This is a genomic window from Staphylococcus sp. GW823-FHT05F06, assembly GCF_058795495.1.
The window spans coordinates 64856-88181 of sequence record NZ_JBXAHW010000009.1 but is presented as its reverse complement, the minus strand read 5'-3'; the positions used below and the strand labels follow the sequence as shown (position 1 = coordinate 88181).

Annotated in this window: 22 protein-coding genes, 1 other RNA gene and 1 pseudogene; 8 read left to right on the top strand and 16 right to left on the bottom strand. The window is 31.4% G+C overall.

All coding sequences use genetic code 11. The features are described 5' to 3' along the window. Positions 1 to 94: 94 nt before the first annotated feature. Positions 95 to 1036, bottom strand: coding sequence for a cation diffusion facilitator family transporter (locus AC1Q7N_RS07495; protein WP_049387501.1), 942 nt, complete (start codon positions 1034 to 1036; stop codon positions 95 to 97). Between the two features lie 286 nt (positions 1037 to 1322). Here AC1Q7N_RS07495 and AC1Q7N_RS07490 point away from each other — a divergent pair, with 286 nt between their 5' ends. Further along, positions 1323 to 1826, top strand: coding sequence for a YagU family protein (locus AC1Q7N_RS07490; protein WP_002438954.1), 504 nt, complete (start codon positions 1323 to 1325; stop codon positions 1824 to 1826). Between the two features lie 1492 nt (positions 1827 to 3318). Next, a complete protein-coding gene (locus AC1Q7N_RS07485) occupies positions 3319 to 3735 on the top strand; it encodes a VOC family protein (RefSeq protein WP_002468671.1) in 417 nt (138 codons plus the stop codon). A 219-nt stretch (positions 3736 to 3954) separates the two neighbouring features. Here the strand turns inward: AC1Q7N_RS07485 and AC1Q7N_RS07480 are convergent, their stop codons facing one another. Continuing rightward, entirely contained in the window at positions 3955 to 4299 is a 345-nt protein-coding gene (locus AC1Q7N_RS07480) for a DUF4260 domain-containing protein (protein WP_001832602.1), read from the bottom strand. Between the two features lie 226 nt (positions 4300 to 4525). Between AC1Q7N_RS07480 and AC1Q7N_RS07475 the strand changes: the two genes are divergently transcribed. After that, a complete protein-coding gene (locus AC1Q7N_RS07475; protein ID WP_001832616.1) occupies positions 4526 to 5833 on the top strand; it encodes a TrkH family potassium uptake protein in 1308 nt (435 codons plus the stop codon). Between the two features lie 612 nt (positions 5834 to 6445). Next, positions 6446 to 6679: a hypothetical protein gene (locus tag AC1Q7N_RS07470; RefSeq protein WP_001829658.1), complete on the top strand. Its 234-nt coding sequence runs from the start codon at positions 6446 to 6448 to the stop codon at positions 6677 to 6679. Between the two features lie 257 nt (positions 6680 to 6936). On the opposite strand, the gene AC1Q7N_RS07465 is transcribed toward AC1Q7N_RS07470, so the two are convergent. After that, positions 6937 to 7107 carry a VraH family peptide resistance protein gene (locus AC1Q7N_RS07465; RefSeq protein WP_001829642.1) on the bottom strand — a complete coding sequence of 57 codons (171 nt, stop codon included), beginning with the start codon at positions 7105 to 7107 and terminating at the stop codon, positions 6937 to 6939. 734 nt (positions 7108 to 7841) lie between these two features. Here AC1Q7N_RS07465 and AC1Q7N_RS07460 point away from each other — a divergent pair. Further along, positions 7842 to 8384, top strand: coding sequence for a hypothetical protein (locus AC1Q7N_RS07460; protein ID WP_001832592.1), 543 nt, complete (start codon positions 7842 to 7844; stop codon positions 8382 to 8384). Between the two features lie 143 nt (positions 8385 to 8527). Here the strand turns inward: AC1Q7N_RS07460 and AC1Q7N_RS07455 are convergent, their stop codons facing one another. Next, on the bottom strand, positions 8528 to 8707 hold the full coding sequence (locus AC1Q7N_RS07455; protein ID WP_001829655.1) for a hypothetical protein: 180 nt from the start codon (positions 8705 to 8707) through the stop codon (positions 8528 to 8530). On the opposite strand from AC1Q7N_RS07455, the pseudogene AC1Q7N_RS07450 reads away from it, so the two are divergent. Both AC1Q7N_RS07450 and AC1Q7N_RS07445 read left to right on the top strand, forming a co-directional pair. Beyond that, positions 8673 to 9304, top strand: a pseudogene (locus AC1Q7N_RS07450) (site-specific integrase); the annotation flags it as partial. The gene AC1Q7N_RS07455 and the pseudogene AC1Q7N_RS07450 overlap by 35 nt on opposite strands. 12 nt (positions 9305 to 9316) lie before the next feature. Then, positions 9317 to 9991, top strand: coding sequence for a hypothetical protein (locus tag AC1Q7N_RS07445; RefSeq protein WP_001829583.1), 675 nt, complete (start codon positions 9317 to 9319; stop codon positions 9989 to 9991). Between the two features lie 85 nt (positions 9992 to 10076). On the opposite strand, the gene ssrA is transcribed toward AC1Q7N_RS07445, so the two are convergent. The 12 genes from ssrA to AC1Q7N_RS07385 form a co-directional block, all read right to left on the bottom strand. Next, positions 10077 to 10437, bottom strand: a transfer-messenger RNA (tmRNA) gene (ssrA, locus tag AC1Q7N_RS07440). 105 nt (positions 10438 to 10542) lie between these two features. Next, positions 10543 to 11013, bottom strand: a complete 471-nt coding sequence (smpB, locus tag AC1Q7N_RS07435) for an SsrA-binding protein SmpB (RefSeq protein WP_001829588.1) — start codon at positions 11011 to 11013, stop codon at positions 10543 to 10545. A gap of 24 nt (positions 11014 to 11037) precedes the next feature. After that, positions 11038 to 13416 (bottom strand): ribonuclease R, encoded by a 2379-nt coding sequence (gene rnr, locus AC1Q7N_RS07430; protein ID WP_001829677.1) that lies wholly within the window; start codon positions 13414 to 13416, stop codon positions 11038 to 11040. 34 nt (positions 13417 to 13450) lie between these two features. Next, the gene (locus AC1Q7N_RS07425) at positions 13451 to 14191 is read right to left on the bottom strand and encodes an alpha/beta hydrolase (protein WP_001829672.1); all 741 of its coding nucleotides are present in this window, start codon (positions 14189 to 14191) and stop codon (positions 13451 to 13453) included. Positions 14192 to 14491: 300 nt separating this feature from the next. Beyond that, positions 14492 to 14725 carry a preprotein translocase subunit SecG gene (gene secG / locus AC1Q7N_RS07420; protein ID WP_001829669.1) on the bottom strand — a complete coding sequence of 78 codons (234 nt, stop codon included), beginning with the start codon at positions 14723 to 14725 and terminating at the stop codon, positions 14492 to 14494. A 68-nt stretch (positions 14726 to 14793) separates the two neighbouring features. Then, positions 14794 to 15252 carry a hypothetical protein gene (locus AC1Q7N_RS07415; RefSeq protein WP_049387500.1) on the bottom strand — a complete coding sequence of 153 codons (459 nt, stop codon included), beginning with the start codon at positions 15250 to 15252 and terminating at the stop codon, positions 14794 to 14796. A 165-nt stretch (positions 15253 to 15417) separates the two neighbouring features. Continuing rightward, positions 15418 to 16722: a surface-displayed alpha-enolase gene (gene eno, locus AC1Q7N_RS07410; RefSeq protein WP_001829595.1), complete on the bottom strand. Its 1305-nt coding sequence runs from the start codon at positions 16720 to 16722 to the stop codon at positions 15418 to 15420. A 138-nt stretch (positions 16723 to 16860) separates the two neighbouring features. Continuing rightward, positions 16861 to 18378 carry a 2,3-bisphosphoglycerate-independent phosphoglycerate mutase gene (gene gpmI, locus AC1Q7N_RS07405; RefSeq protein ID WP_001829591.1) on the bottom strand — a complete coding sequence of 506 codons (1518 nt, stop codon included), beginning with the start codon at positions 18376 to 18378 and terminating at the stop codon, positions 16861 to 16863. Between the two features lie 2 nt (positions 18379 to 18380). Then, positions 18381 to 19142: a triose-phosphate isomerase gene (gene tpiA, locus AC1Q7N_RS07400; protein ID WP_001829574.1), complete on the bottom strand. Its 762-nt coding sequence runs from the start codon at positions 19140 to 19142 to the stop codon at positions 18381 to 18383. A gap of 130 nt (positions 19143 to 19272) precedes the next feature. Continuing rightward, positions 19273 to 20463 (bottom strand): phosphoglycerate kinase, encoded by a 1191-nt coding sequence (locus AC1Q7N_RS07395; protein WP_001829665.1) that lies wholly within the window; start codon positions 20461 to 20463, stop codon positions 19273 to 19275. A 193-nt stretch (positions 20464 to 20656) separates the two neighbouring features. After that, positions 20657 to 21667: a type I glyceraldehyde-3-phosphate dehydrogenase gene (gene gap, locus AC1Q7N_RS07390; protein ID WP_001829667.1), complete on the bottom strand. Its 1011-nt coding sequence runs from the start codon at positions 21665 to 21667 to the stop codon at positions 20657 to 20659. A 51-nt stretch (positions 21668 to 21718) separates the two neighbouring features. Beyond that, entirely contained in the window at positions 21719 to 22732 is a 1014-nt protein-coding gene (locus tag AC1Q7N_RS07385) for a sugar-binding transcriptional regulator (protein ID WP_002438918.1), read from the bottom strand. A 355-nt stretch (positions 22733 to 23087) separates the two neighbouring features. Here AC1Q7N_RS07385 and AC1Q7N_RS07380 point away from each other — a divergent pair, with 355 nt between their 5' ends. Then, positions 23088 to 23324, top strand: coding sequence for a hypothetical protein (locus AC1Q7N_RS07380; RefSeq protein WP_001829687.1), 237 nt, complete (start codon positions 23088 to 23090; stop codon positions 23322 to 23324). Positions 23325 to 23326 lie beyond the last annotated feature (2 nt).

Sequence of the window (23326 nt, the reverse complement as noted above, 5' to 3'; positions counted from 1 at the left end):
TCATTAAGATAAAGTTATATAATTAGAGTGTAAGTAACTTTTTCATATACATTATTTATGCAAAACAACTCATAATAAGTTAAATACTATTCCCCTATTCTTGAAGTTGTTTGAAATACTCCTCATCTAAATGATTGTGGTTTATATTTTCAATTTGAAGTGTTACATGTTCTAAACCGTATTGTGTTTTTAACAAATCCGAAACTTTATTTATTGTAGCATAAGGCGATTTAATGTAGTCATCACTTAGTACAACATGTGCACTTAAAGAACTTTGATTAGTTGTAACACTCCATAAATGGAATTCATGAATATCTATCACGCCTTCAACATCTTTCATTGCTCCCATAATTTCATCTGTATCATATCGATCCGGCACACGCTCCATCAGAACTTTTGAAGCATTTTTAATAATTTTGTATCCTCCTCTTAAAATAATCAATGAAATGAGAATACTAATAATTGGGTCAACAATGTTCCATCCAGTAAAATGAATCAACACAAACGCCACAATAATACCTAAAGAATTTAATAAATCACCAATAAAATGCCATAATGCACTTTGAATATTAATATTATTCTCTTTTTTTAGAGAAATCATTAAAATGATGGTCAATACGATATTGGCAATTAAACCAATAAACGCAATTAGAATCATAATGCCACTTTCAACAGGTCTAGGGTGTATAATTCTCATGATACCCTCATACATAATTCCTAGTGAAATAACAATAAGTGCTAAGCCATTGAGAAAAGCTACGATAATTTCCAAGCGTAAAAAACCATATGTATAGTTCTTTGTAGGTGGCTTGCTCGAGAAATAAATCGCTACCATTGATAAACCTAATGCTAGAACATCACTTAGCATGTGAAATGAGTCAGAGAGTAACGCGAGTGAATTCGACACAATACCTCCTACGAACTCAACTACAGTGAATATCATAGTAATAACTAAAGATAACCATAATGTAATTTTTGAGCTACTTTGAAACTTTCTATGTTCAATGTGGTGAAAATAATCAGGTTTATTTTCCATGTCTTTCCTCCATCTTTTTACGTCTGTTTAATTTTAAAGTTATTATACCCTTAATCCCATTTAAATAACTTAAATGAGTATTCGTTTGTAACTTCTCTAACTTTTTATAACTCAATTTTTTTAATATGTCATAAAACTAACATATCCTGTAAATTAAAGCTCATATTATTTAAACATTTAAAGAACATAAAAGTAATATAATTAGGTTGAATTATATTAAAGTTTCTCTTTTTAACAACGCTAATGGTGTTTAAATATATAGGAGGAACATAAGGAGACATACAGAATGAAGCATCAAAAAAATCAGAGCAGGTTTAAACTACTAATAGCTGGCATAATAGCAGGACTTTTATCTGGTGTAGTCAAACTAGGTTGGGAGGTAATGTTCCCACCCCGAACACCTAGTAGAGATGCCACTAACCCACCTCAACAACTCTTACAATTACTAGGAATACCGTCAAATATTACCCATCTCACATACAATTTTTCTGAGCATGCATTACCTTGGATAAGTTTTATCGTACACTATAGTTTTTCTATCGCTATTGCAATAATCTATATTTATATCGCAAAGAAATATACAAAAATCACACTAGGTTATGGTGCTTTATTTGGTATAGTTATTTGGATTGTTTTTCATTTAATCTTAATGCCAATTATGCATGTCGTACCGAATGCTTTTGATCAACCATTTTCAGAACACCTATCAGAATTTTTTGGACACATTGTTTGGATGATGGTTATAGAAATGGTCAGAAGGTATTTCTATAATATTCAATTAAATAAATAATCAATGAGAAACAAAGTTCCAAAAGAATTGCATTTTTGCATTCATTTGGAACTATTTTATTTCCTAACGTTATAAACAATATAGTATAGATACTTTTATGATTTTAAATTTCCCTTATTACATACACCAATAAACAATCAAACTATTTTTTAAATTACTTTGATAAATCATATGTTAATGACAACATTTTATATTCTCTATAATATAGTAGCAATTAGTACTAATATTGTCGGTTATAAATTTAAATTGTATACTGTATTTATATAAGAATTAATAAATGGAATACGTTTGCTATTGTCGGTTCGATGTTCAAATTAATAGTTATATAAATTTAATATTGGGAAAAATTACTAATGAAAGTTAAAGCATTAGTTGTTTTTCTTATCAATATCACTATTCTTAACGGCATGTGGTCTAAACTCTAAATAAAACACAAAAAATATTGAAAAGAGGAGTCAAATTAAAAACAAGGCATCTCAACTAGAAGAATTGCAATGAATAAGTTCATTGAACATTAATATAGTGACTTATGATTCTGAAAACTCTCAAAATACAATTCAAACTCAAGAATAAGCTATTGATGAAAGTAATAATTCTAAAGATACTCAATATAATCAAAATTCAAATACAACTTCAACAATTCGCAATAACAACCTAACTACAATCCAAATAACAAATATTTGAACATGTCAAATCAAGAATGGAGAAATAAAACAAGGAATAGACTATCATCTAGTGAGATGCAAATTCGTGACGAAATTCTCAATGATAATTATGAAGAGATAACGCACAGAAAGTTCTAGATGCAAATAATTATTCTAAAAATCAGTATAAAAATTGAAAATTTACAATTTAGTTCAACTAAATAGAAAGAGGTTTATATGTTATACGTAATTATAGGCTTTTTTATAATAGGAATCGGACTATATATTTTTAGTTTCTTTTTAGCACAAAATCAAGGATTATCTTATAAAAGTCATTGCAGAAATTTTTCTGCAGTTTTTATATCACTCGGTGTATTATGCTTAATGGGATATCTCGTTCATTATGTATCTAAACACTATTTAGGCATATAGTTATCTCTAGCAATTACACTTATCAACAATCGTAAATTTTTTAATTGAGCGAAAAAATAAGGGCTAACGTTTTATGTATAGACGGATAAAATACATCATTTAATTTATAGCTCTTTTTCATTTAGTCATCTTAACATACACGTTATTATTTATTACTAATGTAGTCACGTCACTATATATGCCTTACCTTTAATACCAACTTTAAGGATTAAAGATATAACCATCATGAATCACTCATAACTACATTTATTAGAATAATCGTATTGAAAATATCACTAAAGATACTTCAACAGTACCTCCTAGAAATAGACTAAAATTAGCCGTTAATACTATCCGACTTCATTTGTTTTATAGTCCTTGACATTAACGTTACGTAATAGATTAAAGTTAATCTTACCAATAAAGGAGGATTAACTATGGAATTATATAGTATGCCTATGTTTAATAAATTTTTAGTTAACGACATAGAGAAATCATCGGAATGGTATCAAGAGAATTTAGGTTTTAAAAGTATTTTTAAATTTAAAAATGAACAAAATCAAATTTTAATGGAGCATTTACGATTAGCAAAATATCAAGATTTGATGTTAATTTCTGGCAAACAGTTTGAAGTCGGTAATGCAGTTTATACAAATATACTTGTACCAAATATTCGAATTTTAAAACAACGAATATCTTCTCAATATATCGTGGAAGATCTTGAAGGAAAACCATGGAATTCTATTGAAATGACAATTAAAGATTTAGATAATCATTTAATTACGCTTACACAAAGTAACATAAAAAATGAAGAATTTAATGCTTTGATGCAACATACTTCAAAAACTTTTTAAACTATTAAGATAAATCCCCTAGACAATAATTATTATTTAGGGGATTTTATTTATTAACAGTCCTTAATTAAATTAAAAGTATAATAATATCACACTCTTTATTTCTAATTTAATGAAGTAATTCAACAAATTTAATGATCACTATCCATTACTGGATTATATTAGATTTGTTAATACCATTGATTTGTATAACTTGAAATATCTATTCAGAAACTACGATTACATCTTTTGTATTATCGTTTTATCAGTATCTGATGAATATTTGAGTCCGAAACCTAAAGTTCTATCTATACTAATATGAGCTAACCATATTAAAGAAATCTGTAATAGTAACCTTTCATCAATGTATAAATATAATAGCGCGATAATTATAGGTGTGATATACGTGTGTCCAATATTGTAGACATAACTCCCTGTTTTTCTATTAATCACATATCCTAACATAAATATATCTGGAACTAATAGTAAAAGTAAAAACAGCCATATAGAAAATTCTAATTTAACATAAACGGCGATTGTGATTATGAATATAAATGTATTTTCCAACTTAATTACACTACGCATATTAACCCCCCTACTTTACTTTGAAGTATTTTAATTTAATAGTTACTACTACAATTTTAATAATTATCTCTTATTAAGGCTAAGCATCTTTTTAAAGCTGATATAGTGGTTATACTCATTGTGAATAGTAAATATTTAAAAAGTTTAACAAGTTATTACACTTTAAAATTCACTTATGATATTATCATCTTTGTTATATAACTCATATAAAGAATGGTGGAAATTTATGAGCAAAGTAAATAAACCTTTATATTTCTATCTTATGTTATTTCTGTTGACAACTTTAATTGGTGCTTTTCTACTCTATTTGCCCTATACAGGGAAGAAACCCATTAACTTTATTGACGCATTGTTTGTAGCTTCTAGCGCATTCACAGTAACAGGTCTATCACCAGTTGATGTTGGAACACAATTTAATATTTTTGGAGAAATCATTATCTTATTACTTATACAAATTGGTGGATTAGGTATTGTCACTGTAGCAATGCTAACTCTCATCTTTTTAAATAAGAAAATATCAATTAACAATAGAATTTTATTTATGATTACTTGGAATATTGACGAACCCGGTGGTGTAATTAAACTTATTAAACATCTAGCCATATACAGCATCGCCACTGAATTATTTGGTACACTTTGTCTATGTTTATCGTTTATTCCAAAATTTGGCATAGGTAAAGGTCTATTTTTAAGTTTATTCACTTCAGTTTCCGCATTTAACAACGCAGGATTCGCCCTTTTTAAAAACAACTTAATCGATTTTTCAAATGATCCGGTAATCATTATCACTATTCCAATACTTATCATTTTGGGAGGTTTGGGACATTTAGTCGTGGTTGATTTGTGGAACGCCAAAAGTTTTAGAAAATTATCCTTACACTCTAAACTCGTGTTAACTACCACTGGATTATTAATTTTGATAGGCACGGTTTTCTTCTTTTTACTAGAAAATCAAAACTCTATGTTACACATGGGATTAATTGAAAAAATAGGAAATGCATTTTTCCAATCAGTGACAACAAGGACTGCAGGATTTAACACAATTGACGTTGGAAACATTAAAACACCGACAGCTTTATTACTTATGGCTCTCATGTTTATTGGAGGTGCACCATTGAGTGCTGCAGGTGGTATAAAGGTTACAACTTTTGTTATTGCAACAATCGCTATTTTTAATACGATACGCAAAGAAAAAAACAACTCTATATTTAATAGAGAAATATCAGAAAGATACATACAGTTGTCTTTCGTAACTATTCTCATTTCTATTGCATTTATCGGTATGGTTACGTTTATACTTACCATAATCAATTCCAATATACCTTTAATCAAAATACTCTTCGAAGTCGTATCAGCATTCGGTACAGTCGGTCTCACTATGGATTTAACTTCCGAATACTATAATTGGACTGAGTTTATTATTATCATCGTAATGTTATGTGGTAAAATTGGATTACTGAATATTAGTAGAGCGCTTGTTCCACCTAAAGACCCTAAAAATTATAGATATACCAAAGGACACATTCACTTATAATGAGTTCCAATTATTGTAGAGTTAATATTCAAGGGTTAAAAAATATGAGGATAATTTCTAAGTTATTTAAAGCGTAATTGAAATGATTTTAAGTTCTAAAATTTTAACTATAAAAGGATATAGAAGCGCATTTGTTAAGTATAAACCTACAAATGCGCTTCTTTTTTATTGTATTTAGATTGTTCATTACTGTTTCAAAATATCTTTCTTTAAATCATTTGTTAAATGTCAGTATTTTAATTTTATACTATAACACCTATGAATTGAAATGAGTCACTTAAGATATATAGACAAATTATCATATATGAATGATAAGATAACAAGTACAAAGGTAATGTTAAAGTAATTATATAAAATAACTAAATAATCAAAAGTTTCCAATCATATTTTATAATGATAAATATTAAAAAGTAGTTGATATATATTTTTCAAATAAAATTAAATATGACAGTTCTAGAAATCTGTTGAAACTTTTATTTCTCAATTTAAAAAAGAGCAAGATGTGCTATGTCTTTTTACTTATTCAATCATAATAATTTTAATCTAGTTTTCAATAATCGAAAATCATTAAGAATAATCAATCATATCTATAATGTAAAAGGAGAAATGTAAATGAAATTTAGAGAATGGACAATAACGATTAACGGAAAAGGGCCTATAAATGTTGTAGCCAATGAAGATACTTTACTCATATTACAGAAATATCAACATGTCGAAGTAGCATTAAAAATAGATAATGAGACGGTTCAAGTTAAATCTCTCGGTTATAACGAAGATATAATTATTAACCATAATACTAAAGAAATTACGATTAATGTAACCAACTTTTTAGAAGATGATGAATAATTTGGAAATGAATGCAACTAACAAGCAGTAGAGTATTATTTAATTGATATCTTTAATTTTAGTAAAAAAATTATATTTGAAGTAGCAATTATCGTAAAAACGGCATTATTTCTAATAAACAGTTTTAGTAGTTTAGTATTAATCATTTATATTTTTAAGATATATTATATGTAAAAGTCTTTAATATAACATCTAAAATGATTATTCCAACTTTCAATAAAAAATCGATTTGAAGTTTAATGAGAAATATATGCTAACTACTTCAATATTTCTTCATTAAGATATAAGTATGCTAAAACTCCCAAAGGAATACCAAACAATGGCGTGGTAAAAATACTCGCTAAAAATATATACAATATTAAATAACATATTTCTTCAGTTTGCCATTTTTTATTTATGAGAACTTTCCATATTTCCTTTAAACTCAAATAAATTCTCCTTCTTAAAAATTTTAATTAGTAAAATATATGGTTGAGAATGTTTTAATAAAATAATAATTATTGTTATTTTATTAAAACATTTCTTCAAAACCTTTAACTATTTTAGGACATTAGTTTAGATTCGTATTAAACAACTTAATAAAGATACCATATACCTCTAATACACTAATTAATCTCATTATAGTTTAACACTGCAGTATATCAACACATTATATCGCAAAAGTTCATTGACAATAAATTGTGAAAAAATAATATCTGATTATGACACATCTCTTTTTACATTATCTTAGATTATCTACTTCTAAGGGTATTTTTACCTTTTTCTATATTTTCTTCGTATGATTATTTAAAATAAGATAAATATATAGCTAAACTAACCATAATTAAAGTAATTACACTATGTAAAAAAGCTAATCTTTATCATTTTCTTATCCATATTTGTACTATTGTTTCTCCTTCTATAATCCATATCAGATAAGAATACAAAAATTAATCCTAATACGATGGCAATGTAAATATTCAATATGTCTCCCCTCGTTTAATATATATACAATTAGCAATTTTATATTTAAAACTACCTCTTTCAACATAATAGAATATTTCTCTAAGCTCTTAAACACAAAAAACTTTAACGTATTTATGAATATTGTATATTCATAAATATTGTAATGTTATTATAATTTAGGTGAACTTTAACAACATTTTAAACGGAGGGATATAAAATGAAATTGAAACTATTAGGAACATTAGCACTCTCGTCAATAATATTAACAGCATGTGGACAAGAAAATGTAAAAAAAACAGAAAGCAATCCAAAAGAAGAACAAAATAAAACGGATAATATGCAAACTAATGGGAGCGTAACAAATTCTAATAGTAATCAAAAACAAAAAACAGCTCAAAAACAAATTTCCGCTCAAGAAGCAGAACAAATTGTCTCGAACTATTACATTAATAAAGGGATTAATAAGCAACAAGTTCTTGAATTTAAAACAAATATAGATAGAAGCAATGCTAATGAATATTATGTTGAACACCTTGTAAGAGATGCAGCCGGAACTCCTATAAAATTTTGTGCTGTAGTAAACAAAAGTACAGGTGAAGTGATCAATCGATTTAATGACATGAATGAGGAAGAAATGAAGGAATTTGAGGAATTTAAAAAAAGAAGTCCTAAGTACCATAATTCTGGTGAAGAAAAAAATAAAATGCAAGAAAATTCTTCATCTTCCGAACAACAAGAAGTCCACAATTCTGTTATATAACAAACAATCGATGAAGTAAAAAAATTTGATAATAATACTGATGCTGATATAAAAATGAGAAATCCGAATAAAATCTTATCATACAGATTACAAAAGATAACTATAGCATTATGATATAAATATTTTTTTAAAGAGAAATCACACTAATTTCGAAGATATTTTAACTTACATATAGATTTTTCATTATACTTCACTAAAACTAAATGATTATTATAATACCGTATACTCTCTTTATATTCATCACGTTTATTTACAACGTCATTTATTTCAGCACCATCACCAACTGTCTCATTAATTGATAATTTTGAAATTGAATCAAACAAAAGTTTCAATTATTGAACGCTATATAAAATTAATCAATTCTATGAAGCTTAGCTACACAACAGCAAAAATTATTCTTTAAGCTACTGTTTTTTACTCTGGTGCACGTAAGGGCGAAATTAGAGCCCTCACATGGCGCGATATTAACTACGATGATGATTTTCATACATATAAATAAAACGGACTATCACGGTGAAGTGACAGCCCCTAAAACAAAAGCAGCAATACGTGATATATACCTACCTTTTCATATGATGAATGACATAGAAAAATATTTAAAATGGTACAAAGAAAACAATGTATATAAAGATGATTATGTATTATTCGGTACATTCTTCAAGGCATACAGTGAATCAACTATAGATCGTTGGTTTACCACTGCATTAAAAGTGTTAGATGAACAACTGCCAGACGTTCAGACATTCCCTAGAATCGTTATACATGAATTAAGACATAGCCATGCGTCTATGCTAGTCAATCATGGTGCAAGTATCATGGTAATAGCACAGCGTTTAGGTCATGCTGATAGTAATGAAGTATATAACCGATACGGTCATTTGTACCCTAGTACGCAGAAAGAAATAGTTAAATACTTGTAAGGAGTCTTATAAATGAATGAGTTAGGTCAAACAATTATTGAGAATTACAATACCTTTGCGCCAAAAAATATGTTCTCAGAGTGGCTTAAGAATCTGCTACAACCACTTGCCACTTTATCGTTGGGATTTTTTGTATATAAATACACTGATAATCGTCATAAAAAAAGATTATTAAACGAGTTAGATTCGAAGTCAGAATGGAGAAAAACGTTATTTATAATAGGTGGGAACTCTACCGTCACATTAGATGATGTATATCAATTCAGAACTGCACTAAGATTTAATTTTAAAAACAATGGGAACTATATCGATAAAGAGAAAAGCAAAAAAGAAGGCTTTAGTTATTTCTTTGACAATATGAATATAATAATTATTAAATACTGTATTAATCTAATAGAAAAGAAGCAAGCAGTATCTAACTCAATAGATTTAGATATAAAAGATCAAAACAGTATAAGACTATTTTGTAGATATATGTTAGCAGACCACTGGGAGAAAAATCAAAATAAAAATTTAAAATTTGATGATCCTAACAAAGAAGAAGAGTTATGTATTTTCACATTAAAAGAGTTTTTGAAGCTACACAAATATTATCAAAATTCTAAAGATGAAGATTCAAAAAATAAATTTAAGTCTTTATTTGACGAATCGAAAGAGTTAGTAGAAAAAAAAGACACCCCTTCATAAGGTGTCTTTTTCATTGTGCACTATCTGTGCACTTTTTGTGCACCTAAAATCCAAAAGCCCACAACCACTTGGGTTGCAGGCTATATAATGGAGACGGCGGGATTCGAACCCGCGTCCAGAGGTCCTGATACAAATCTTTCTACGTGTGTAGTTTATTGATAATTTTCGCATCATGCTAAGCAATAAACAACCAACATGATACTAGCTTGATTATATTTCATCTAAACAGACTTCAAGCGGCAGTGTTTAGCATATCCTACTAGGGTTGAATCGCGTTAACAGCACGTAGGAGATGCTGTTAGGCGATGCAGTGGCTATTACGCAGCTACTGCGAAATTATTGTTTGATTTGTCAGTTATATTTAACCGAAATGTGTTGATGACGGAGCCAACCCTCCGACACGCTTAATAAGCTCGGGGACCCCTGTCGAATCCAAGAACGTCCCCTCAATTCAAATCAATCTAACAAAATATTTGGTTAAATTATCAATAAAACAATTTGACACTGCATACAATCATATCAAAGATGGCCCGATTAAGCAATGATATTGCTTAATAACGGGCTTTAACTGCACGATCAATATCTCGTTTTACCGCTTTTTCTTTAAGTGCTTGACGTTTGTCGTATTTCTTTTTACCTCTAGCAACGCCTAATAAAACTTTACATTGACCATGTTTTAAATATAACTTCAACGGAATAATAGAATAACCTATTTCTCGTGTACGCTCACCTAATTTTTGAATTTCTTTTTTGTGCAAGAGTAATTTACGTGTACGTAAAGGGTCATGATTAAAACGGTTCCCTTCTTCATATGGTGCAATATGCATATTATTCAGGTACATTTCGCCTCGTCTCACTTGCGCAAAGCTATCTTTTAAATTGGCACTACCACGACGTATGGATTTAATTTCAGTACCTCTTAAAGCAATACCCGCTTCAATTGTATCTTCAATATTGTAGTCATGTCTTGCTTTACGGTTTTCAGCTAACGTACCTGGTGATTTTGATTTTTTCTTAGCCACTATTACTCACCTCATCTTTGCTGACTATTTTTTCTTTCGACGTGATTTTTTCTTCACACTTTTATCTTTATAAAAAGGTTTGTGGTGCGTATTACCTTGTTTATCTTTTTTACGAGCATTTTTACCTTTACGTTGCTTACGTTTTTTCTTTTTACCTTTACCATTACGATCACTTTTAGTATGGTCTAACGACTTGCCACGTGTTTTAGCTTGAATGGTTTTCTCACGAGCAGGTCGTTGTGATGATGTCTTTTTAGGTAATGGCATGCCAACAATTTGGAAATCTATCATGCGTTCTTCCACATCAACATGTGTCACTTTAACTTTGACCGCATCACCAATGCGAAAGACCTTTGCTTGACGTTCACCGATTAGTGCCATTTGTCGTTCATCAAAATGATAATAATCGTCTGTCATATTAGCGATATGAACCATACCCTCAATAGTATTAGGTAATTCTATAAACATACCAAAATTAGCAACCGAGCTAATGATACCTTCAAATTCATCACCAATATGTTGAATCATATACTCAGCTTTTTTCAATTCATCAGTATCACGTTCGGCTTCAATGGCACGGCGTTCACGTTGTGATGTGTGCTCAGCTAATTCTGGCAACGTCTCTTCCCAATGACGTATTTCTTTTTTATCCATAGAATTCTCTATTAAATATTTACGAATTAATCTATGCACTGTTAAATCAGGATAACGGCGTATTGGAGACGTAAAGTGAGTATAGTACTCAGCAGACAAACCAAAATGTCCTAAATTAACATCATCATAATGTGCTTGTTGCATAGAACGTAACATCATCGTTGAAATAACCATTTGTTCTGGTCTACCTTCAACTTCTTCTTGAATGTTTTGTAATGTTGTTGGATGAATATCTTCACCTGTACCTTTAATCATAATACCAAAATTGGTAATAAAGTCGAAGAACTGTCTTAATCGGTCAGATTTTGGTTGTTCATGAACACGATAAATAAATGGTACTTCCAATTTATTGAAGTGTTCAGCTACTGTTTCATTGGCTGCTAACATGAATGATTCAATTAAACGTTCTCCTTCGCCACGTTCTCTCATTAGCACTTCTGTTGGAATACCTTCGTCATTCACAAGTACTTTCGCTTCATTAATATCAAAATCAATTTCTCCACGACGTTTGCGCATACGAATTAATCTATTTGATAAATCTTGCGCTAAATCTAACATAGGTGTTAAATCTTTATATTGTGAACGTATTTCAGAATCTTGATCAGTGATAATTTTGTTAACTGCATCATATGTCATTCTGTAGTTTGAATGTATTACACTATCAAAGATTTCATGTTTTACAACTTCGCCTCGTTCATTTATTTCCATTCGACAACTTAATGTTAAACGATCTTCTTCCGGATTTAATGAGCATATTCCATTACTTAGACGGTGTGGAATCATCGGGATTACTCGATCGACAAGATACACACTTGTCGCACGATCATATGCTTCTTTATCTAAAGCTGATCCTTCTTTTACATAGTAACTTACATCTGCAATACTAACTGTAAGCTCGGTGTTGCCATTTTTTAATTTTTTTACAGCAATGGCATCATCTAAATCTTTAGCATCTGCGCCATCTATAGTGATTGTTAATTCATCTCTTAAATCACGACGCCCTTCGATTTCAGATGGTTCTATTACATCCGGTACTTCTTCAGCTTCTTGTAATACATCATCTGGAAACTCGATTTCTATTCCATGCTGGTAAATGATGGAAAGTATATCTACACCTGGATCATTTTTATGACCTAATATTGCTGAAACGTGGCCTTCTGGATTGTCAGTACTATCGGCATACTTCGTAATTTGTACTAATACTTTATGACCATCTACAGCACCTAAATTTTGTCCTTTAGGTATAAAGATATCTTGCATAATACGTTTGTCATCCGGTAATACGAAACCAAAATGCTTTGCTTCGCTATACGTTCCAACAACTTGTGTAACTGAATGCTTTTCAATAGATTTTACTTCACCTTCAATTTTACCTTTATGTTCTCCACGAGATTTTTGAATTTCCACGATGACAGTATCTCCATCTAATGCTCTATTGATTTTAGTTGGTGGAATAAAAATATCATCCATCTCGTCATCTTCAGGTCTTAAGAAAGCAAAGCCTTTTTTATTTTGACTTAACGTTCCTTTGATTAGTTTTGAATTTGTTTTGTTGGATTGTTTACGTTGATATCTGTCTGTTCTTGTACGTTCAATTAAACCAGACTGTTCTAATTCAACGAGTATTTTAATTAAATCTCTAAATGAGTCGGCACTGTTTAAACCTAACGCATCTTGAAAGTCAGATACTGACATGGGTTCATAGTCAGGTTGTTTTATCATTTCTTCGATGGATTGCTTTAAATTCATTATGCCCCTCCTTTCTCTCCTACATCTTTATTTTTTACTCTGTCCATTCCAATGATTCTAAAAATTGATATACATCTTCAAAGACTTTCTCTTTTTCTTTATCAATGGTAATCACATGACCTGAATGTTGATACCATTTGATTTCTTTTTCATCAGAATCGACATGATTATATATATAATTTGCTGATTGAGGATCAATCATTGTATCTTGTTCTGCTTGTACGACAAGTATTGGATCAATTACTTCATCGACATGTTCTTTAACTCCATTTAGAGTGTCACTCAGTTCTCTCAGGGTTTCAGTTGGATGAAATTGTTCCATTTCTTGATCAATCGTTTGTTGATCTTTGCCTTCATATTTTTTAAAGTTACGTGCATATTCAAGAAAGCCTTCATAAATCGAACCTTCTGTTTTATTCTCCATAGGTGCACACATAGTTATAATCCCCTTCACATCACGATTTAAACTTAGTTTTAATGCGAAGGCGCCACCTAATGATAAACCAGCTACTGCTATTTCTTCGTAACCTTGATCTACTAAATAATCATAACCATCTAAAACATCTTTAAACCAAACAAAAGGGCTAGATTTTAATATTTCTTCTGGGGGCGCTGCATGTCCTTCATATTGTGGAGCATAAGATGTATAGCCCTTTTTTTGAAGATAACGCCCAAGTTGTCTTACATCAGCAGAGTTACCTGTAAAGCCGTGAAGAAGTAACACTGCACGTTTCCCTTCTTCAAAAAAGAATGGTTTTGGTAGTTTAATTTGCATGATTAAAATCCCTCTCCCTTATAGTAAGTACTCAATTTATCCTAAATAAGTTAAGTATTTCAATTTATTTCATATATTTAAAAATCTCTTCATTATTATCAAATTGACTTGATAAATCATTATTCCCTTTAACATATGATTTAAAAACATGATTGTCTCAATTATAAAATAAAAAAGTCCGACAAGTACATCGTCGGACTCAGGCTGATAATACTTAATAGCAAATGTGATTAATTTGCCCTATCATTTATCAGTCTTGGTTAAGATTCATTTACTTCATTAAAACAAATATAATATTCTCTACATACCTAAGTAACTAATACAAAACATAAGTACAAAGAATAAAATAGCTAAAATTATTGTTAATCTATGCAAGAATAAATCGACGCCACGTTGTTTTTGTTTACCAAACAATTGTTCAGCGCCACCACTAATAGCACCTGAAAGTCCATTACTTTTACCTTCTTGGAGTAATACAACAGTCACTAATGCAATACAATCTATAATTAATAAAACGATGATTAATGTATGCATAAAAATTGTCCTCCGTTCATTATATACGAAAGAAATTATAACACATCTTTATTGATGTAATCAAACTTCTATCTATTGAAAGTACTTTTACGTGTAATAGAAGCAACTAGCATATAAATTGCTAGAATTATAGATCCAATCACTACAATTAAAATTGGTAAAACTGCAAGTACATTTTTTACATCTAAAATACCTTGAATAAATAAGTAAAGATTTACGAGTGTAAATAGTGCATTAGAAATATATACGGCAAACATAAACCACCATAAATATGGATGGCGATTCCAGAAAGCAACAGTACCTGCTAAGTAAGCTAAAATATACATAATTCCAGTGTATCGGTCACTATTTAAAATGTTTTTCACTGCTGTATCTGATGTTTTTTGACCAGCTAAAGATAAAATTGATTTAGCTGTTGATTCATCTAATACAATAAAGTGGTGTATGATAAGTAAAATACAAAACACTAATGAACTTATCGCAATTAAACGTCCAGTTCTTATTTCTTTAGCATTTGAGTCTGTCATAATTGTACTCCTTTTACAAAATTACTCACATCATTATATCAGTTTACATTAATAATTTAAAATGTACTTAACTAAAAAAGCCCGTTGCAGCCTCAACTCTGCAACGGACAATTCAATTAAGATATTAAATAATAAGCGTGAACTCTTATAAAAATTAAAGAGATATTATTTATCTAAATTGTAGAAAGATTTAATTCCTTCAAATTTAGCTGTTTCGTATAATTCATCTTCAATACGTAATAATTGATTGTATTTAGCAATACGGTCAGTTCTAGATAATGAACCTGTTTTAATTTGGCCTGCATTTGTAGCAACTGCGATATCAGCAATTGTAGTATCTTCAGTTTCACCAGAACGGTGAGATACAACCGCAGTATATCCAGCTTTTTGAGCCATTTCAATAGCATCGAATGTTTCAGTTAATGTACCGATTTGGTTTACTTTGATTAAGATTGAGTTACCAATACCTTGTTCGATACCTTTAGATAAAATTTCAGTGTTAGTTACGAATAAATCATCACCAACTAATTGAACTTTATCACCGATACGATCAGTTAATTGTTTCCAACCTTCCCAATCGTTTTCATCCATACCATCTTCAATAGTGATGATTGGATATTTACCAATTAATTCTTCTAAGTAGTCAACTTGCTCTGCTGCACTACGTTTAGCACCGTGTTCACCTTCGAATTTAGTGTAATCATAAACACCATTTTCATAGAATTCAGAAGAAGCACAGTCAAATCCTAAGAATACATCTTCACCTGGTTTGTATCCTGCTTTTTCGATAGCTTTAATAATAGTTTCTACAGCGTCTTCAGTGCCTTCAAATCTAGGAGCGAAACCACCTTCATCACCTACTGCAGTTTCTAAACCACGTTCACTTAAGATTGATTTAAGGTTATGGAAGATTTCTGCACCCCAACGTAATGATTCTTTGAATGACTCAGCACCTACAGGTAAAATCATGAACTCTTGGAAAGCAATTGGTGCATCTGAGTGAGAACCACCATTAACAATATTCATCATAGGTACTGGCAATTGTTTACCATTAAATCCACCTAAATATTTATATAATGGTTGACCTAATAAGTCAGCAGCTGCACGAGCTACGGCAATAGAAACACCTAAAATGGCATTTGCACCTAATTTACCTTTGTTGTGTGTACCGTCTAATTGAATCATCATTTTATCAATAGATACTTGATCTAAAACTGAAAATTCACCTTCAACGATTTCTGGTGCGATCATTTCGTTAACATTTTCTACCGCTTTAGTCACACCTTTACCTAAATAACGTGATTTATCTCCATCACGTAATTCAACTGCTTCATGTTCACCAGTAGAAGCACCAGAAGGTACTAATGCACGTCCGAAAGCACCGCTTTCAGTTAATACTTCAACTTCAACTGTTGGGTTACCACGTGAGTCTAAGACTTCGCGAGCGTAAACATCTGTAATAATTGGCATGTTTAATATCTCCTTTAATTATATTATATGACTATTATAGCCTTTTTCTAAACTTTTATAAAATGATAATACATATAAAACCAAGAAAATTTGAACATCTATACGTTGCTGTAAATTCTTAATCTTAATGCATCTATTCTAATGTTTAATCAGTGATTCACCTGTCATTTCAGATGGTTGTTTAACATTTAATAAATCTAATAATGTCGGCGCTAAATCGCCTAAACGTCCAGTTTCTCTTAATGTAACACCTTCTTTAGTTACAATAACTGGAACAGGATTAGTTGTGTGTGTCGTCATAGGTTGGTCGTCATCAGTTAATACTTGATCTGAGTTACCGTGGTCTGCAGTGATGATGGCATGACCACCCATATCAATAATTTTGTCAACGACTTCACCAAGACACTCATCTACTGCTTCGATTGCTTTAATTGTTGGTTCAAGCATACCACTATGTCCAACCATATCTGGGTTAGCAAAGTTCAGTAGAATTAAATCTAAGTCACCTTTGTCTAACTCTTCTAATAATGCATCTTTAACTTCATATGCACTCATCTCAGGTTTTAAATCATAAGTCGCTACTTTTGGAGAATCGATGAGTCTACGACGTTCTCCTTCGAACTCTTCATTTCGTCCACCACTCATAAAGTATGTTACATGTGGATACTTTTCAGTTTCAGCAATACGTAATTGTTTCAAGCCATTATCTTGAGCAACTTCACCGATTGTATTATTTAAGTCAACTTTTTCAAATACAATTTCAGCATCTACATTGTCATTATATTTCGTGAATGTAGCGTAGAATAAGTTGTCCACTTGTTCAACTTTAAATCCATCAAACGCTTTATTAGTAAAGATTTCTGAAAGTTGAGCTGCTCTATCTGGACGGAAATTATAAAAGATTACTGCGTCTCCGTCGTTCACACCATCGTTTTGGCCTTCAACTATAAACGGTTCGACGAATTCATCAGTCACATCATTTTTATAATTAGCTTCAACGCCTGCTTTAGCTGAAGTAAATGTAGGACCTTCAAAGTTACGAATAGCATTATAGGCACGTTCCTCACGATCCCAACGCTTGTCACGGTCCATAGCATAATAACGTCCTGAAACAGAAGCGAATTGGCCTACACCTAATTCTTTAAATTTATCTTCAGTTTCCTCTATATATTTCAAAGCAGATTTTTGATCAACATCACGACCATCTAAAAATGCGTGGACATATACTTTATCTATTCCTTGCTTTTTAGCTAATTCTAAAATAGCAAATAGATGCTTATAATGACTGTGTACACCACCATCAGAAAGCAATCCGAATACATGAAGCGCAGAGCCATTGTCTTTAACATGTTTAACAGCGTTATTTAATACAGTGTTATCAAAGAATTCTCCGTCTTCAATCGATTTATTAATACGAGTTAAACTTTGATATACGATGCGTCCTGCACCAATATTCATATGTCCTACTTCAGAGTTACCCATTTGACCTTCAGGAAGACCTACATCTAAGCCACTAGCTTCTATTTGTGTTGTAGGATATTTTTCATAATATCGATCAAAATTAGGTTTATGTGCTTGCTTAACTGCATTGCCATGTTCACTTTCACGATTTGCGAAACCATCTAAGATGATTAAGGCAGTTGGTTGTTTTGCCATAATTATTTTGCACCTTCTAACAATTGTACGAAATCTTCAACTTTTAATGATGCGCCACCTACAAGAGCGCCATCGATATCTGATTGAGCCATATATTCTTTAATGTTATTAGGTTTAACACTACCACCATATTGAATACGTGTAGCGTCAGCAACCTCTTGACTAGATAAGTCAGCTAATGTTTGACGTACGTGAGCACACATTTCATTTGCATCTTCAGATGTAGATGACTTACCAGTACCGATAGCCCAAATTGGTTCATATGCAATAACAACTTCTTTAAGTTGATCATCTGATAAACCTTCGACAGCTTTTTTCACTTGATTACCTACGATTTTATTTGCTTTACCAGCTTCACGTTCTTCATCAGATTCACCTACACAAATAATAGGTGTCATACCGTGATTGAAGATAGCATGCGCTTTTTTGTTTACTTCTTCGTCAGTTTCGTGGAAATAGTCACGACGCTCTGAGTGACCAATCACTACATATTTAACACCTAATTCAGATAATGCTACTGGTGAAGTTTCTCCAGTATAAGCACCGCTTTCTTCAAAGTAAGCGTTTTGTGCTCCAATTTTTAACCCTTTTGCTTTACCATCTTTAACAGCTGTTACTAAAGCGTCTAATTGGATTGTTGGTGCACAAATAACTGATTCTACTTCTTTAGGATCAGGTAATGTTGGTAATTCGTTTACAAAGTCTTTAGCTTCTTGAACTGTTTTATTCATTTTCCAGTTTCCGGCTATAATTGGTGTTCTCATTCATTACACTCCTTAATTTTTAGTGTTAAATTTGTAAGCTTTTATCCAAATACTTGCTTATTTCGAAATAAACGTTGAAAGCAAAAATGACTTTCTATTGTTTTATTCCCACATCAAAGTATTTAAAAACTTATTTATCATTAATAGCTTTTATACCAGGTAATTCTTTACCTTCTAAGTATTCTAATGATGCTCCTCCACCAGTAGAGATGTGTGTAAAGTCATCTTCGAAACCTAATGAAATTGCTGCTGCGGCAGAGTCACCACCACCAATAATAGTAGTAGCGTCTTCCAATTTAGCAATAGACTCACATACACCGATTGTACCTTTAGCAAAATTACTAAATTCGAATACACCCATAGGTCCATTCCATACTACAGTATGTGCACCTTGTAATTCTTTATTAAATAATTCTACTGTTTTAGGTCCAATATCCATTGCTTCTTGATCTGAAGGGATTTCATTGATAGATACTTCAGTGATTTTTGCATCATTAGAAAATTCTTTAGCGATTTTACAATCTACAGGTAATACTATTTGATCGCCATTATTCTCTAACAAGTCTTTAGCAAAATCAATTTTGTCTTCTTCCAATAATGAAAGACCTATTTCCTTACCTTGCGCTTTAATAAATGTATAAGCCATACCGCCACCGATTAAGATTTTATCTGCGATATTAACTAAATTTTTGATAACATTAATTTTATCTGAAACTTTAGCGCCACCTAAAATAGCAACTACTGGTTTTTGTGGATCATTCACTACGCCACCAATAAATTTAATTTCTTTTTCCATTAAGTAACCAGCTGCTGTTTCTAGATGAGTAGAAATACCTACGTTTGACGCATGTTCACGGTGCGCTGTACCAAATGCATCATTAACAAATACATCACCTAATGACGCCCAATATTTACCTAATTCAGGATCATTTTTAGATTCTTTTTTACCATCTAAATCTTCGAAACGTGTATTTTCAACTAATAAAACATCGCCTTCATTTAAGTTTTCAATTGCTGTTTCGAGTTTTTCGCCACGTGTTTCAGGAACGAATATAACTTCTTTACCTAATTTCTTAGATAAGTTTTCAGCAACAGGCTTAAGTGAAAGTCCTTCTTTATCACTCTCTTCTTTAACTTTACCTAAGTGAGAGAATAAAACTAATTTACCACCTTGTTCAATAATATATTCGATTGTTGGTAATGCTTGAACAATTCTGTTGTCATTAGTGATTTCACCATCTTTAATTGGAACGTTAAAATCAGCGCGCTCAAGAACAACTTTACCTTTTAAATCTAAGTCTGAAACGATTTTTTTAGCCATTATCTATTTCCTCCTTCGTATAGGAAAACTTTATATAAAAATAAGCGGAGAAGCGTATGTGCTCCCCGCTTACTCATAAGCTTATATATCTAATTAAACAGTACAGAGCACTAGTCAAATTATGAACGTGTAGAAGAGCTTTACACTCTCCACGCTATAACTTTAAATAACGTGCTTATCCGTTAAGCTTCAATTATTTAGAAAGTTCAGCTAAGTGAGCTAATGTACGTACTAATTGAGCAGTGTAAGACATTTCATTGTCGTACCAAGCTGCAACTTTAACTAATTGACGATCTCCAACAGTCATAACACGAGTTTGAGTCGCATCAAATAATGAACCGTAAGTCATACCAACAATATCAGAAGATACGATTTCGTCTTCAGTGTAACCGAATGATTCGTCAGAAGCTTGTTTCATAGCACTGTTAACTTGGTCAACAGTTACATCTTGTTTGTCTAATACTACAGTTAATTCAGTTAAAGAACCAGTAGCAACTGGAACACGTTGTGCTCCACCGTCTAATTTACCATCGATTTCTGGAATAACTTTACCGATAGCTTTAGCAGCACCTGTTGAGTTAGGGATAATATTTTCAGCTGCTGCACGTGCACGACGTTTGTCACCTTTTCTGTGAGGTGCGTCTTGTGTATTTTGGTCACCAGTGTAAGCGTGAATTGTAGTCATGAAACCTTCAACTAAACCGAATTCGTCACTTAAAACTTTTGCAACTGGTGCTAATGAGTTAGTAGTACAAGAAGCACCTGAAACAACTGTTTCTGAACCATCTAATGTATCATGGTTAGTGTTGAATACGATTGTTTTTACATCACCTTTAGCTGGAGCTGAGATTAATACTTTTTTAGCACCTGCATCGATGTGAGCTTGTGCTTTTTCTTTATCAGTATAGAAACCAGTACATTCTAATACTACGTCGATATCTAAATCGCCCCATGGTAATTTACCAGCATCTGGTTCATCGAATGATTTAATTTCTTTACCGTTCACACGGAATCCACCTTCGATAACTTCAACTTCTCCAGTGAAACGACCTTGCATAGTATCGTATTTTAATAAATGAGCTAACATATCGTCATCTGTTAAGTCGTTAACTGCAACTACTTCAAGACCTTCTACATCTTGAATTCTTCTGAATGCTAAACGACCAATTCTACCAAAACCATTAATTGCTACTTTAATTGCCATTATAATGGCCTCCTTTAAAATGATATTTAAAAAGTATTAAACTTTTTATTACTATTGTAAAATGACTTTTGCTGCGGCTTCATCTGTAATCAATACAGTGTTTTCCGGTGCAATTGAAAGATAAGCTTTAATAGCTTCTCCTTTTGATTGTCCACCAGCAACCGCAAAGATAAAGTCTTTGTTCTCAAGATCCTCTAGCTGAAGGCCAATCGTTTTGACCTTATGAACTATTTGACCCTGAGCATCAAAATAATATCCAAAAGCTTCTCCAACGGCTTGATGATGTTGAAGGTTATCAATCACATTTTGAGATGATTGACGTCGATGCGCCATCTTCAGCGCATCACCAATGCCGTGTATTGTTATATTAGCTTGCTTGATTTTATCTAGTGTATGCATGACAGAAGGTTCCAACATTAACGTATCGTATGTGGACTCACTCACGTTGTCTGGAACATAGAGTGTTGTATAATAGCCACCAGCTTGTTGGGCCATACTCGAAGCGATTGTATTCGCTTGATAAACAACATTTTCTCCAAGTCCACCTCTAGCTGGAACAAAGAATACGTTAAACGGTAATAAATGTATCGACTCACTCACGCACGCCATTGTTGAACCACCAGTTACAGAGACAATAGCATCTTCATAAAGTATACCTTCTAAAAGTTGCCCAGCTTGTTGACCCATTTCACGTTTTACAGTTCGATTAGAATCGGAATCTCCTGGAATGACATGTACATCTTTAATATGAAATTTATCTTTGATAGCACTGGCCAATTTATGGTCATCGCTATAAACATTAAAGTATTCACCTAGTTGTGCTAATACTTCAGTACCTTCATTAGTAATTTCCATTCCCGTAGGTTTGACACGAATTAATTCTTGCTTCTTTAACATATCTGTTTCCGACCGTAAAACTCTCTCAGTCATATCCATATGTTCACTTAGACTTCTTCTTCCTACAGGTTGATTTTGAGAGATAGTAGATAAAATATAAAAGCGTCTATACATCTTATCTATAAGATCAGGTATAAGCTTTTGTTGAACTTTAATTAAGTCTTTCACTACTACCTTCCTCCTTATATCTTTGTAACAAAGGTACTTGAGAGGCAATCATAACTAAGCTTTGACTTTTTAAGTCCCACCTGGGACAAAATCTAACCTCTTTACACTTGCAATACTACTATTACGTATTATAAATTGCAAGTGAATTCACTTAATTTCTAAGTTAAATTATAAAAGTTTGTAGGAAAACGATTACAAACAAAGTATAGACCCCATTCTTATATAGTAATTTAATCACTGTTCGCTTTCTAAATAACTCTACCCAAATTAAATTTTATTCATGCATTTGTTTTATTTAGTTGTTATGATTAACTCTATAATTTGAATCTGAATAAAATTAGAGTGAGGTAAAACAATGTCGAATCATAATTATTCTGACGAAAAAATCGAAGTTATAGATCCGAGTGATGATAGATATAAAGGAGATGATTATTTTAATAAAAATTCATCTCAAAACAATCAAAATTTAAAAACTTTTAATCAAACTTATTCTTATGGTTGCACACATTCAGGATGCGGCTGTATATTAGGCTGTTTAACTATTTCACTTATTTCATTCTTACTTTCATTACTAATTTTTTGGATTATATAAAC